This is a genomic window from Sphingomonas sp. CCH9-E2 (assembly GCF_001557215.1).
Classification (GTDB): Bacteria; Pseudomonadota; Alphaproteobacteria; order Sphingomonadales; family Sphingomonadaceae; genus Sphingomonas.
Map to the genome: position 1 here is coordinate 1 of NZ_LSJM01000145.1, position 12,565 is coordinate 12,565.

Below are 12,565 nucleotides of genomic sequence, written 5' to 3' on the forward strand. Positions count from 1 at the left end.
CGCTTCCGGGCCTTATTCGTCTCAGCGCCTTCGCTAATCAGCTGGAACCACAGGCGGAACGAAGTTGCCCGCCGGGCATTTCTCCCTCGCACAGTTGCACAAGCGGAGAAGCGTAATGCGTAAGATTCTGACGATGGCGATGCTGGTGGGCGGTCTCGCCCTGTCGGCGTGCAACACGGTCGAAGGCCTGGGTCGCGACGTCGAGTCGGCCGGCGACACCGTCGCAAAGACCGCCGAAGACGCCAAATAAGCCGAAGCTTTCCCTATCCCTCACCTGCGGCGGCTTCGGCCGCCGCTTCCTTTTCACGGCTTCTGCGCGTGATCTTGATCGCGATCAGCGACAGGAAATATAGTCCGCACAACGGTCCGGCGAGCAACAGCTGAGACCCGATGTCCGGCGGGGTCAGCACCGCGGCGATCGCAAACGCGGCCACCACCGCATAGCGCCACGCGCCCTTGAGCTGCTCGTACGTCACGATCCCCGCGCGCTCGAGCAGCATCAGCAGTACCGGCAGCAGGAACGAGATGCCGAACGCGAAAATGAACTGCATCACGAAATCGAGATAATTGCCGACCGCCGGCAACGCTTCCTGCTTCACCCCGCCGCCCAGATCGCCTTCCAGCCCGAGCAGGAATTTCAACGCGACCGGAATCGCGAAATAATAGGCCATCGCCGCCCCCGAGCAGAACAGCACTGGGGTCGCCAGCAGGAACGGCAGCAGCGCGCGCTTTTCCTTGCGGTACAGGCCCGGCGCGACGAACTGCCACAGCTGGTTGGCGATGATCGGGAAGGACAGCATGAGCGCGCCGAAGAACCCGACCTTGATCTGGACCAGGAACGCCTCGAAAATCTGGGTGAAGATCAGCCGATCCTGCCCCGCCGCCGCCAGCGGGTGCACCAGAAAGCCGAAAATCGGCTTGGCGAAGTAGAAACACGCAGCAAAGGTCACCACCAGCGCCACGACGCAGTAGATCAGCCGCCGCCGCAATTCGACCAGATGGTCCAGCAGCGGCGCTTCGGTATTGGCGAGTTCGTCGGTATCGCTCACGACTCCGCCTTCTTCTTGCGCGGTGTGCGCGGCTTGCGTGCCGGCGCCGCCGGAGCCTCGGCGGCCACTTCGACCACTTCGGGCGTGAATACCGGCTGCTCGACTATCACCGGGGCCGGGTCATCGGCTGCGTCCGGCAGGACCGCCGGTGCCGCCCCCTGCGGGTTGGGATCATAGACAGGGGCCGGCAGCATCTTTTCGGGCGGATGCTCGCGCATGATCCGCGCATTTTCCTCGGCCCATTTCTTTTCCAGCTCGGCCAGTTCCGCCTCGCGGACCATATTGTCGAAGCCGCTGCGGAACTGGTTCGCAACGCGCCGCGCCTTGCCGACCCACTGGCCGACAAAGCGCATCGCCTTTGGCAAATCCTTCGGCCCGATCACCAGCAGGGCGACGATGCCCACCACCAGAAATTCGGGCGCGTTGAAATCGAGCATCGATCAGCCGGTCCGCAAGGCCGCGGCACCGGGCCGCGGCGGAAAAGTCAGCGTTCGTCCTGTGCCGGACGCGCTTCGGCCGCCGTATTGACGTGCGGCTGCGGCTGCGGCTGCGGATCGACCACGCGCTTCGCCTCGATCTCGGCGGGCTTGGCGGCCGCCGCATCGTCGTCGTCGGCCATACCCTTCTTGAACTGCTTGATGCCCTTGGCGACGTCACCCATCATGTTCGAGAAGCGGCTGCCGCCGAACAGAAGGATTACGAGAACACCGACGATCAGCCAGTGCATCAGACTCATGCTACCCATCGGAACTCTCCGTTGATTCTGCGCCTATCTAGTCGTCTTCGTCGGGGGTTTCCACCGCTTCCGGGCCAGAGCCTTCCGAATGTGCCGCCTCAAACGCCAGATCGACCGGATCGAGCAGCCCGGCGGCGCGCAGATCGTCGATCCCGGGCAGGTCGCGGCGGCTCGCCAGCCCGAAATGGGTGAGGAATTCGGGCGTCGTCGCATACATCAGCGGGCGTCCCGGCACCTCGCGCCGCCCCGCCGGGCGGATCCACCCCGCCTCCATCAGCACGTCGAGCGTGCCCTTGGATATCTGCACGCCGCGAATCGCCTCAATCTCGGCGCGCGTCACCGGCTCGTGATAGGCGATGATCGCCAGCGTCTCGATCCCAGCGCGACTGAGTTTGCGGCTGTCCTCACGGTCGCGGCGCAGGAAATTGGCGAGGTCCGGCGCAGTCTGGAAATGCCAGCGCCCGCCACGCTCGACCAGCTCGATCCCGCGCCCGGCATAATGTTCGGTCAGCGCCGCCAGCGCGGCTGCGATATCCGCCTCGTCCCCGACATAGGCGCGCAGGTCGGCCAGCGTCAGCGGCGCCTCCGCCGCGAACAGCACCGCCTCCACCGCGCGCATCGTTTCGTCGGGCGGCGTCACGCCTCGATCCCCCGGAGATAGAGCGGCGCAAAGGCGGACTTTTGGCGGATCTCGACCCGCCCCTGCTTCGCCAGTTCCAGCGCCGCGACGAACGAGCTGGCCAGCGCCGACTTGCGATACGACCCGCTGGCATCCTCGGGCAGGAAGCTCTCGATCGTGCTCCACTCGATCCGCTGCCCGATCAGCTCGGACACGCGGTGGATCGCTTCCTCCAGCGTCATCACCGGGCGCACGGCGACGATATGCATTACGGGCCGCGTGCGCGCGCTGATCTGCCCATAGGCAGAGATCAGGTCATAGATTTCCGCCTGCCTGCGCGATTTGCGCACGGTCTTCAGCCCCTCCGGTGCGCCCCGCGGGAAGACATCACGCCCCAGCCGGTCGCGCGCCACCAGCCGCGCGCCCGCCTCGCGCATCGCGCTCAGCCGCTCCAGCCGCAACTGCAGTCGCAGTGCCATCTCTTCCGGGCTCGGCTCGATCTCCGGGTCGCGCGGCAGCAACAGCGCCGATTTGAGATAGGCCAGCCACGCCGCCATCACGAGATAGTCGGCGGCCAGCTCCAGCTTCAGCTCGCGCGCCTCGTTCACATAGCGCAGATACTGATCGACCAGCTGCAGGATCGACAGTTGCCGCAAATCGACCTTCTGGCTCCGCGCCAGCGCCAGCAACAGGTCGAGCGGCCCTTCCCAGCCGTCGATATCGATGGTGAGGGGCGCGGGATCGGTCATGCCAGCGCCAGCAACGCCTCCCGTTTGGCGATCAGATCGTCGATCGCGCCCGGCTCGGGTCGCACGCTCGCCATCGCGCGCTCCAGCCGCGCCAGCGTCGCCGGCGGTGCATCGCTCAGCCGCCCGACAATCTCCTCCATCTCGCCCATCCGCGCCCAGCAATCGAGCGCGACGTCGCACCCCGCCGCGATCGCCTGCGCTGCCTTCTCGCCCGCCGTGCCGGTCAGCGCCTTCATGTCGATATCGTCGGTCATCAGCAGCCCGTCGAAGCCGATCCGCCCGCGGATCACATCGCGGATTACGGTCGGGGACAGCGTCGCGGGGTTCTCCGCATCCCATGCCTTGAACACGACGTGGCAGGTCATCCCCATCGGCGCGTCCTTGAGCGTCCGGAACGGTTCGATATCGCGCTCCAGCGCCGCATCGTCCGCATCGACCACCGGCAGTTCGTAATGGCTGTCGACCACGCCGCGGCCATGGCCGGGCATATGCTTGACCACGCCGACCACGCCGCCCTTCGCCATCCCGTCGAGCATCGCGCGTCCCAGTGCCGCGACCTGCATCGGCTCGCTCCCGAACGTCCGCCCGCCCACCGCCGGGGTCGTCTCGGGCATGCGCACGTCGAGCAGCGGCGCGCAGTTCACCGTCACCCCAACCTCGGCCAGCATCAGCGCCAGCGCCTGCCCGTTCGCCCGCGCCGCCTCGATCGCCGAAGACGGAGCTAGCTCATACAAAGCATCGAAGGCAGGTCCGGCGGGAAAGGCCGGCCATTCCGGCGGCTGCATCCGCGCGACGCGCCCGCCCTCCTGATCGATCAGGATCGGCAGATCGTCGCGCCCGGACAGGTCGCGCAAGCTATCGGTCAGCGCACGCATCTGCGCCCGATCGACGCAGTTGCGCCCGAACAGGATGTAACCGAGCGGATCGGCGTCGCGGAAGAACGCAGCTTCGTCGGCGGTAAGGACAGGGCCGGACAGGCCAAAAATGACGGGCTTCAGAACAAACCTCCGTTCGCCCTGAGCTTGTCGAAGGGCAGTCCTGCTCTTCTAGGGAGAAGAACGGCGCTTCGACAAGCGCAGCGCGACAGGCTGCGTCACCCCGCCGCCAGGAAACACGCCTCGCCCGCGGCCTTCAGCTTGCCGCACAGCTCCCGCGCCTGCCCGTTGCTCCCCGCGTTGACGCGCAGGCGGTAGAAGGTCTTGCCGCCCACGTCCGCCTTGGCGATCCCCTTGCCCAACGGCGCAAGGTAGGAAAAGCGCTTCGACAGCCGCGCCCAGGCGGCGTTGGCCTCCGCTTCGCTCGGGAAGGAGCCGAGCTGGATCGTCGCGCTGCCCGCTGACGGCCCTGGCGCTGCCTGGGTCGGCGCGGCGGCCTTGGGCACGGCACCTGTCGGGATCGGCGCGACGACGCGGCTCGCGCCCTTGACCGGGGTCGGGCTCGCCTTGGGCGCAGCCTTGCCGTCCACCGGCGTCTCCGGCACCGCTGAGACATCGACCGACCCGTTGGTGGTCGCGCCTTCGCTCGCGGCGAACACGGTGTCGCCCTCGCCCTCGACCTTCATGCCGCCGGGTTCGTCCGGCTTGACCTTGTAATCGCCTTCCTGTGCGTTGATCAGCGCGCCGGTGCCTTCCCCCGTCACCGTGCGCTGATACCACCACCAGCCAAAGGCCGCCGCGGCGATAATCGCCAGCCCGACCAGCGCCAGCAGGATGATGCGCAGGACCGACGGTCCCTCGCGATAATCATCCTCGACCGTCTCCAGCCACGGCAGCCGGTCGTCATTATAATCCTCGCCCGCGTTCATTCAGCTCAGCTCCTGAACCGCCTCGACCCCCATGATGTTGAGACCGTTACGAATAACCTGCCCGATTGCGTCGGCAAGGAAAAGCCGTGCGCGGGTCAGCGGCACATTGTCGGGCAGGATGAAACGGCGCGACGGATCGTCATTGCCCATATTCCACCAGGCGTGGAACTCGGCGGCCAAGTCATAGAGATAAAAGGCGATTCGGTGCGGCTCACGCGCCGCCGCCGCCCCCTCGACCACGCGCGGATATTGCGCGGCGAGCTTCACCAGCGCCAGTTCGCGTGTATCAAGCAGGGACAGATCGGCATTGCCCGACAGGTCCAGCCCGGCATCGTCGGCCCGCCGATGCAGCGAAGCGACCCGCGCATGGGCATATTGGACATAGAAAACCGGATTGTCCTTCGACGCCTCGACCACCTTGGCGAAGTCGAAATCCATCTGCGCATCGGCCTTGCGGGTCAGCATGGTGAAGCGGACCACGTCCTTGCCCACTTCCTGCACCACATCCGCCAGCGTGACGAAATTGCCCGACCGCTTGGACATCTTCACCGGCTCGCCCGCGCGGAGCAGGCGCACCATCTGGACGAGCTTGACGTCGAACCGCGTCTTGCCGCCGGTCAGCGCGGCGACGGCGGCGGTGATCCGCTTGACCGTCCCGGCATGGTCCGCGCCCCAGATGTCGATCAGCTGGTCGGCCGATTGCGCCTTCTGGAAATGATAGGCCATGTCCGCGCCGAAATAGGTCCAGGCGCCGTTCGACTTCTTGATCGGGCGGTCCTGATCGTCGCCGAATTTGGTCGAACGGAACAACGGCAGCTCGACCGGTTCCCAGTCATCGGGCAGCTCGCCCTTGGGCGCTTCGAGCACGCCGTCATAGACCAGGTCGTTGGCCCGCAGCCACGCCTCGGCCTCCTCCGGCTTGCCCGCCGCCTGCAGCTCGGCCTCGGACGAGAACAGGTCGTGATGGATGCCGAGCAGCGCGAGGTCGCTGCGGATCATCACCAGCATGTCGGCAACCGCCTCCTTGCGGAACAGCGCCAGCCACGCGCTCTCGTCCTTGCCGACAAATGCGTCGCCATGCTCGCGCGCCAGCCGCTCGCCGACTGGCTTCAGATACTCGCCCGGATACAGGCCTTCGGGGATCTCGATCGTCTCGCCCAGCGCCTCGCGGTACCGCAGGTGCGCCGACCGGGCGAGGACATCGACCTGCCCGCCCGCGTCGTTGACATAATATTCGCGGATCACCTGGTGCCCGACCGCTTCGAGCAGGCTGGCAAGCGCGTCGCCCACCACCGCGCCGCGGCAATGGCCCATATGCATCGGCCCCGTCGGGTTGGCGGAGACATATTCGATATTCACCGTAACGCCCGCGCCGCCCTGCGACCGGCCATAGGCATCGCCCACCTGCGTGATTGCGGCCAGTTCGCCGCGCCACGTCGCATCGGTCAGGCTCATATTGATGAAGCCCGGCCCGGCGACCGACACCGCCGACACTTCGTCGAGCTTCTCCAGCTCGACCGCGATCTTCTCGGCCAGCGCGCGCGGATTGGTCCCTGCCGGCTTGGCCAGCACCATCGCGGCGTTGGTGGCCAGGTCGCCATGCGTCACGTCACGCGGCGGCTCCACCGTCACCGCGCGTCGCTCCAGCCCCGTCGGCAGATCGCCGGATGCGACCAGGGCATCCAGCGCGGCGTCGAGATGGGCGGCAAAACGGGTGTAGAGCGTCATGTGCGGGTCCAATGGTTTTCCGAAGCCGGGCGCTCTAGCGCACCCGGGGGCGTTCGTCACGCGGTGACGCGGCGGCGGCGCGCGGCGAGCAGTCCGTCGGCGGCATAGATCGCCAGGCCCGTCCAGATCAGCGCGAAACAGATGAGGTGCGCGGTCGTCACCCGCTCCCCGAAATAGGTGATTGCCAGCACGAACTGCATTGTCGGGGCGAGATATTGCAGCAGCCCCAAAGTCGAATAGGGCAGCCGCCGCGCCGCTCCCGCGAACAGCAGCAACGGCACCGCCGTCACCACGCCCGACAGGACCAGCAACGTCGTCGCCAGCGCCTCATTGCCGAACTCAAGCCCGCCATGCGTCGACAGCCAGTAGAGATAGGCCAAGCCGAACGGCGCAAGGATCGCGGTCTCCAACGTCAGCCCTTCCAGCGCCCCGACCGGCGCAACCTTGCGCACCAGCCCGTAGAAGCCGAACGAGAATGCCAAGGTAAGGCTGATCCAGATGCCCTGCCCCGCGCCCAGCGCCAGCACCGCGACCCCGATCCCCGCCAACGCAACCGCCACCGTCTGCGCCCGCCCGAGCTTCTCGCGCAGCAGCACGACGCCCAGCAGCACATTGACCAGCGGGTTGAGGAAATAGCCGAGGCTCCCCTCCAGCACATGCCCGTGATGCACCGCCCAGATATAGACCAGCCAGTTGAGCGAGATCAGCGCCGCGCTCGCGCTCAAGAATAGCATCGCGCGGCGATTGCGTAGCGCCGCCACGATCGCCGAGGTGCGGCCCAATGCCAGAATGACGATCGCGAGCAGCCCCAGCGACCACAAGACGCGCCCGGCAACCACTTCGCCCGCGCCAACGCCCTTCAGGGCAAAGAAGAACAGCGGCAGCACGCCCCAGATGCCATAAGCACCCAGCCCCTGCACCAGCCCGGCGCGGTCGAGGCGCTCGGGCGCTGGGGGCGGATCGGACCGGGCCATGCTCGGGAGATAGGCGCTTTGCTGCGCTGCGGAAAGGCAAGTGTCTGAAAGTTTTCGTTTCGGCGGAGGCGCGCGTGCTTCAGTGCTGGGGCACGTCGTCGTGATCGACCTTCAGCCACCGCGCCCAATCGATGCTCACCAGCGCCACCAGCACGCCCAGCATCACCACCTGCAGCGCAATGCCCCAGGGGCTCGTCAGATTGGCGAACATCACCTCACCGATATCGCTCTCCCGCACCTTGCGCGCGGTCCAGCCGTAAAAGGCATAGGTGAACAGCCGCCCGGTGAAGAAGGCTGCGGTAAAGCCGAGCAGCGGCACCCGCGCCAGCCCAACCGCCATGAACAATTGCGCCGACGGCAGCGGCGAGATGACGAACAGCGCCAGCAGGATCAGCACGTTATGCTTGCGTCGCGCCACCGCGATCCGCGCCGCAGCGATGTTGCGCTGCATCCGCTGCGGCAGCCACATTCCGAAATGCCGCGCCCCGACCGCCAGCATCAACCGCCCGAGCGCCGCCCCCGCCGCGCCGATCAGCACCAGCGCCCACAGCGGCTGATCGCCATTGATCCCGTACAGCACGATGATCGACCAGGTCGGCGGCCCGAAAGCGGGCAACAAATTGACCCCCAACGCCAGCAGAAACAGCGAGATATAGCCCATCGATACACGCGTGCTGCGAAACAGCCGTGGGTGCAAGTCGCTTGACGAATGTGACATTGTATCATTATGCAGCGGCCATGCCCGTCAAAGCCCCCGCCATCCACGATCCCGCGCACTGGGATTCGGTTTCCACCAACTATGCCGCCGAGGCCGACCGCATGACCGGCCGCTACGCGCAAACCGCGTGGGAGCTTGCCGCGCTGCCCAAAGGCGCGCGCGTCCTGGACGTCGCAACCGGCGCTGGCGCGCTGCTCGTGGCGGCGCTGCGCGACGGCGCCGACGCGCTTGGCATCGATTTCTCACCCGGCATGGTCGAGATTGCGCAGGCCCGCGCTGCAGAGATCACGCCCGGCCAGCGGGCACTGGTGATGGACGGCCAGCGGCTCGACTTCCCCGCACGGAGCTTCGACGCCGCCTTCTCGATCTTCGGCGTGTTCATGTTCCCCGATCCTGCGGCGGGCTTCGCCGAAATGGCACGCGTGCTCCGCCCTGATGGCTCCGCCATCGTGTCGGTATGGGAAAACGCAGGCGGTGCCGGTCCCGCTCAGCTCTTCGCGCAAGCAGCCCAGCGCATCTTCCCCGACCAGCCGGTGCCGCTGCCGATGGCACGGCTGTTCAACACACCCGAACTGCTCGAAGCGGCCTTCATCGAAGCCGGATTACGACCCGAAGCGGTCCACCGCGTCAGCTACAGCTGGCCCGCTCCGCCGGCCGACTGGTTCCGCGAACACGCCAAGCTGGCCTATGGCTGGTCGCCCGTCTGGCAACTGCTCGACGACGCTCAGCGCGCCGCCTTCGCCAAAGAAGCCGCCGCACTCGCCGCCGACCTGCCGCCGGAGGGGATCACCTCCACGGCGCTGGTGGGTATGGCGCGCAAGGCGAAGTAGAGCGTCAGCATCGACTACACACCCTCCGTCACCCCCGCGAAAGCGGGGGCCCATCTCCCGGACTGTCCTCCTGGCGCGCCGGTGCGATGCGCCGATCCAGCGGGAGATGGCCCCCCGCTTTCGCGGGGTGACGATAGCGGCGTCAAACCCGCACCAACCCATCCATCGCCCGCGCGCTTTTTTGCCCCGGGAACAGCGCCGGCATCGCGCGCGCCGGATCGACCCCGAAATGCGCTGCCGCCGCGCTGCCGATCACCGCGTCCAGCCCCGCCGTCGGGCGCAGGTCGCGGCCCTCATACAACGCCGCATCGCTCAGCCCCGGCCAGTCGGCGACGACGCGCCCGCCCTGCACCGCACCGCCCAGCAGCCATGCGACCGATCCGGTGCCGTGATCGGTGCCCTGCGTGCCATTGACCTTCACCGTCCGCCCGAATTCGGTCGCGACCAGCACCATCGTCTTGTCCCAGAGCGGCCCAAGGCCGGTCTTGAGCGCCGCGATCATCTGGTCGAGGCCATTGAGCTGCGCGCCCAGCCGTCCGCGCTGCCCGGCATGGGTGTCCCAGCCGCCGGTCTCGATCATCGCGATCCGCGCGCCATTGTCCGCCGCCAGCAGCCGCGCGGCGAGCGCACCCGTCGCCGCCGCATTGCGCCCGTTGTTCGCGGCCAGATCGCCGGTCAGCGTCCGCGTCGCCGTCGCCTGTTCCCAGATCGCGTGCAGCTGCGGATCTTCGGCATAGAGCATCGCCACCCGCCCGAGCAGATCGTCCGACGCATCGGGCAGGACCGATGGCGCATAGGACGCGACCTCCACCTTGCCGCGCAACGCCATCGGGATCGTCGCGGCAATCGCGATGCCCTTGCGCGCGTCATCGGGGAGCACGGACAGCAGGCGGTTCATCCACCCGTCCTTGAGCTGATAGGCCGCCACACCACCCGTCTCGAGCACATTCTGCGCATCGAAATGCGACCGGTCGCGATAGGGCGAAGCGACTGCATGGACGAACAGCGCCTCCTTCGCCGCATATATCTGCGCGACATTCTTGAGGTTGGGATGCAGCGCGAACATCGCGTCCAGCTTGGCCGCATCGGCGAAATCCTGCGCCAGCACCCCGCGCTGCGCGGCAAAGGCCGGATCGCCCACCGGCGCGAGCGTGCCAAGCCCATCGGCTGCCCCACGCTGGATGATGAAGACGAAGCGGCGGTCACTCGCCGCCTGCGCAAAGGACAGGCGTGGCGCGAACCCCAGCGACAGCGCACCCGCAGCGCCGGTCAGGACAAGTTTGCGGCGGTTGATCATCACATTATCTCCGCATGAATTCGGGAGCGACGAGCATCAGCGCGACGCCCTGAGACGCGCTTTCGGCGCGCGCGATGGCCTGTTCCGTCGTCGCACTCAGCGCGCCGGGGAACAGCACCGCCGCCCGCGCCCGCGCATCGATCGTATCGCGGGTCCGCGCCGCCATCCGCTCCGCCGCCTCGACCCGCCGCATCACCGCATCCGGCCCGGCCCAGCTCGCCGCGATATCGTCGAACCCCGCGGGCGATCCCGGCCGCCACACCGGCTGGCCGAGCTGGTTCATCAGCCCCAGCACGGCCTCACCCGGAATTTCGCGCGTGCCGAGCGCGCGCATCGCGGCGATCGACCATTCCCACGGCGTGCGAAACTTGACCGGCTGCGCTACCCACGCCTCGGGTGCCTCGATCAGCACGCGATACAGCGTCGGCAGGTCGCCGCCCGATTTGAGGAACGCCGCCTCCAGCTTGCCCACGAGCGACGCGGGCGGTTCGTCCCCCGCGAAATGCCGCGCCAGCTTGGTCGCGATATGCTTCGCCGTCGCCGGATGCACCGCAAGATCGTCGAGCACCGCCGCCGCCTGCCGCTCGCCCTGCTGGGAGTAGCTTTTGCCCAGGATCGTGCGCGTCCCCGGCTCATGGATGCGCCCGGCAAAGACGAAACTCCCCGGCTTGCCCTCAAGCCCGGCAAAGCGCGCCGCCGGCCCGCGCGTGATTCCCGCGACGCTCCACCCGGTCATCGCGCGCGCAAACTCGGTCACGTCCGCCTGCGTGTAACCAGTGCGCACGCCCAGCGTGTGCAGCTCCAGAATCTCGCGGGCCAGATTTTCGTTGAGGCCGACGCGCTGCGGCCCGCCGCGCCGCGCGGCCAGCTGCCCGGCCATGCTGCCCGGGCCGACCGACTGCGCCTGATCCAGATACAGCAGCATCGCCGGATGCCGCTCCACCGCGTGCAGCATGGCGCGAAACGTGCCCAGCACATGCGGCCGGATCGCATCGAACTCGAATGCGCCGGCCAGGCCGATCATCGTGACCTTGTCCGCCGAAACCGCGAAATGATTCGACCAGAAATGGACCAGCCGCTCGACGAACGGCGTGTCGCTCGCCACCGCGACCTGCGTGCGCGCGGCAACTGCGGTCATGTAGAAGTCGCGCCCCTGCTGCCGTCCGAACTGGCGCGCGCGGCGCACCGGATCGTCGGCAGTTTCGGCCTCCGCCATCGCGGGACCGCCGGTCGCATCAGCCGGTGCGCGCATGGATTCGACATCGCCACCCGCGCGCCGCTCCTGCCGCTGCTCACGTTGCGCCATCCGCAGTTCTTCCAGATAATCGGATATCTGGGCCGCAACTACCGGCGTCGTCGGCAACGCGGCAATCGCGCCGGGCCGCACATCGTACCGCGCCATCTGGTCGATCAAGGCGCGGCGCGGGTCAGCCGGTGCGGACGCATCCGCCCTGCCGCCTAGTCCGAACCGGTTAAGGGCGATGCTCGCATCCGACATGGGCAATATCCCGAAGAGTGACCATCGAACGCTACGCCAGCTTTGTCGCAAATCTGTGCCGACCGCGCAATTTGTCGCACAGGTCGCTCATTCCGTCCCTGATGCGTCCCGCGCAATCGCTCTTGCATCCTTCGCGCTTGGCATTGCTGCGACGCAACATATCAATGGGCGCAAGAACAAAACAATATTGGATGCCGATCTGGCCCTTCAGTGTCTCAAGGGAGAAAGATCGTGATCAAGACCTTCATCAGCGCCGCCGTCCTCCTCAGCCTGCCGGTCGCCGCCTATGCCGGCGAGCGTACTTTCAAGCGTGACGGCGTGACCTATGTCTACACCAGCAAGCAGGATGGCGACGCCACCGTGCTCGAGGGCAAGGCATTCCCCGGCGGTTCGGCCTACACACTGGTCGTCCGCGGCAAGCAGGTCACCGGCCGCGTCGGCGGCACCCCGGTGTCGTTCCGCATCGCCAAGCCGCTCGCGCAGACCGTCGAGACGGCGTCGCGCTAACACCGTCCAATTCCTCCCCTGAGCAAGCTCAGGGGAGGGGGACCGCCGCCGAAGGC

Annotated in this window: 15 protein-coding genes; 3 read left to right on the top strand and 12 right to left on the bottom strand. The window is 67.3% G+C overall.

What is annotated here, in order from left to right:
* The first annotated feature begins 115 nt into the window (after positions 1-115).
* Entirely contained in the window at positions 116-250 is a 135-nt protein-coding gene (locus tag AX681_RS07760) for an entericidin A/B family lipoprotein (RefSeq protein WP_066659081.1), read from the top strand.
* Between the two features lie 13 nt (positions 251-263).
* On the opposite strand, the gene tatC is transcribed toward AX681_RS07760, so the two are convergent.
* The 10 genes from tatC to AX681_RS07810 all read right to left on the bottom strand — a co-directional run bounded on the left by tatC (position 264) and on the right by AX681_RS07810 (position 8,320).
* A complete protein-coding gene (gene tatC / locus AX681_RS07765) occupies positions 264-1,049 on the bottom strand; it encodes a twin-arginine translocase subunit TatC (protein ID WP_066659083.1) in 786 nt (261 codons plus the stop codon).
* Positions 1,046-1,486: a Sec-independent protein translocase protein TatB gene (tatB, locus tag AX681_RS07770; RefSeq protein WP_066659085.1), complete on the bottom strand. Its 441-nt coding sequence runs from the start codon at positions 1,484-1,486 to the stop codon at positions 1,046-1,048. The genes tatC and tatB overlap by 4 nt, the downstream gene beginning before the upstream one ends.
* Positions 1,487-1,533: 47 nt before the next feature.
* Complete coding sequence (locus tag AX681_RS07775) at positions 1,534-1,794, bottom strand: twin-arginine translocase TatA/TatE family subunit (RefSeq protein WP_066659087.1); 261 nt, start codon at positions 1,792-1,794, stop codon at positions 1,534-1,536.
* 28 nt (positions 1,795-1,822) lie between these two features.
* On the bottom strand, positions 1,823-2,404 hold the full coding sequence (gene scpB, locus AX681_RS07780; protein WP_066659102.1) for an SMC-Scp complex subunit ScpB: 582 nt from the start codon (positions 2,402-2,404) through the stop codon (positions 1,823-1,825).
* A gap of 17 nt (positions 2,405-2,421) precedes the next feature.
* Entirely contained in the window at positions 2,422-3,153 is a 732-nt protein-coding gene (locus AX681_RS07785) for a segregation and condensation protein A (RefSeq protein ID WP_066659089.1), read from the bottom strand.
* Entirely contained in the window at positions 3,150-4,151 is a 1,002-nt protein-coding gene (gene nagZ / locus AX681_RS07790; RefSeq protein WP_066659090.1) for a beta-N-acetylhexosaminidase, read from the bottom strand. Before nagZ ends, AX681_RS07785 begins: the two co-directional genes overlap by 4 nt.
* Before the next feature lie 95 nt (positions 4,152-4,246).
* The gene (locus AX681_RS07795; protein ID WP_066659092.1) at positions 4,247-4,957 is read right to left on the bottom strand and encodes an SPOR domain-containing protein; all 711 of its coding nucleotides are present in this window, start codon (positions 4,955-4,957) and stop codon (positions 4,247-4,249) included.
* On the bottom strand, positions 4,958-6,685 hold the full coding sequence (argS, locus tag AX681_RS07800) for an arginine--tRNA ligase (RefSeq protein ID WP_066659094.1): 1,728 nt from the start codon (positions 6,683-6,685) through the stop codon (positions 4,958-4,960).
* A 56-nt stretch (positions 6,686-6,741) separates the two neighbouring features.
* Entirely contained in the window at positions 6,742-7,659 is a 918-nt protein-coding gene (gene rarD, locus AX681_RS07805; RefSeq protein WP_197421872.1) for an EamA family transporter RarD, read from the bottom strand.
* 79 nt (positions 7,660-7,738) lie between these two features.
* Entirely contained in the window at positions 7,739-8,320 is a 582-nt protein-coding gene (locus AX681_RS07810) for a hypothetical protein (protein WP_066659096.1), read from the bottom strand.
* Positions 8,321-8,397: 77 nt separating this feature from the next.
* Between AX681_RS07810 and AX681_RS07815 the strand changes: the two genes are divergently transcribed.
* Positions 8,398-9,207, top strand: coding sequence for a class I SAM-dependent methyltransferase (locus AX681_RS07815; protein WP_066659097.1), 810 nt, complete (start codon positions 8,398-8,400; stop codon positions 9,205-9,207).
* 142 nt (positions 9,208-9,349) lie between these two features.
* On the opposite strand, the gene AX681_RS07820 is transcribed toward AX681_RS07815, so the two are convergent.
* Both AX681_RS07820 and AX681_RS07825 read right to left on the bottom strand, forming a co-directional pair.
* Positions 9,350-10,504: a DUF1501 domain-containing protein gene (locus tag AX681_RS07820; RefSeq protein ID WP_066659106.1), complete on the bottom strand. Its 1,155-nt coding sequence runs from the start codon at positions 10,502-10,504 to the stop codon at positions 9,350-9,352.
* A 4-nt stretch (positions 10,505-10,508) separates the two neighbouring features.
* Entirely contained in the window at positions 10,509-12,002 is a 1,494-nt protein-coding gene (locus AX681_RS07825) for a DUF1800 domain-containing protein (RefSeq protein ID WP_066682010.1), read from the bottom strand.
* 231 nt (positions 12,003-12,233) lie between these two features.
* On the opposite strand from AX681_RS07825, the gene AX681_RS07830 reads away from it, so the two are divergent.
* Positions 12,234-12,509, top strand: a complete 276-nt coding sequence (locus tag AX681_RS07830; protein ID WP_066663611.1) for a hypothetical protein — start codon at positions 12,234-12,236, stop codon at positions 12,507-12,509.
* The last annotated feature ends 56 nt before the right edge of the window (positions 12,510-12,565 follow it).

Excerpts from the sequence above, each read along its gene's own strand:
- AX681_RS07775 (WP_066659087.1), bottom strand. The coding sequence starts at position 1,794 with ATGGGTAGCATGAGTCTGATGCACTGGCTGATCGTCGGTGTTCTCGTA.
- scpB (WP_066659102.1), bottom strand. The coding sequence starts at position 2,404 with ATGCGCGCGGTGGAGGCGGTGCTGTTCGCGGCGGAGGCGCCGCTGACG.
- AX681_RS07795 (WP_066659092.1), bottom strand. The coding sequence starts at position 4,957 with ATGAACGCGGGCGAGGATTATAATGACGACCGGCTGCCGTGGCTGGAG.
- AX681_RS07785 (WP_066659089.1), bottom strand. The coding sequence starts at position 3,153 with ATGACCGATCCCGCGCCCCTCACCATCGATATCGACGGCTGGGAAGGG.
- rarD (WP_197421872.1), bottom strand. The coding sequence starts at position 7,659 with ATGGCCCGGTCCGATCCGCCCCCAGCGCCCGAGCGCCTCGACCGCGCC.
- AX681_RS07760 (WP_066659081.1), top strand. The coding sequence starts at position 116 with ATGCGTAAGATTCTGACGATGGCGATGCTGGTGGGCGGTCTCGCCCTG.
- AX681_RS07810 (WP_066659096.1), bottom strand. The coding sequence starts at position 8,320 with ATGGGCTATATCTCGCTGTTTCTGCTGGCGTTGGGGGTCAATTTGTTG.
- tatB (WP_066659085.1), bottom strand. The coding sequence starts at position 1,486 with ATGCTCGATTTCAACGCGCCCGAATTTCTGGTGGTGGGCATCGTCGCC.
- AX681_RS07825 (WP_066682010.1), bottom strand. The coding sequence starts at position 12,002 with ATGTCGGATGCGAGCATCGCCCTTAACCGGTTCGGACTAGGCGGCAGG.
- argS (WP_066659094.1), bottom strand. The coding sequence starts at position 6,685 with ATGACGCTCTACACCCGTTTTGCCGCCCATCTCGACGCCGCGCTGGAT.
- AX681_RS07820 (WP_066659106.1), bottom strand. The coding sequence starts at position 10,504 with ATGATCAACCGCCGCAAACTTGTCCTGACCGGCGCTGCGGGTGCGCTG.
- AX681_RS07815 (WP_066659097.1), top strand. The coding sequence starts at position 8,398 with ATGCCCGTCAAAGCCCCCGCCATCCACGATCCCGCGCACTGGGATTCG.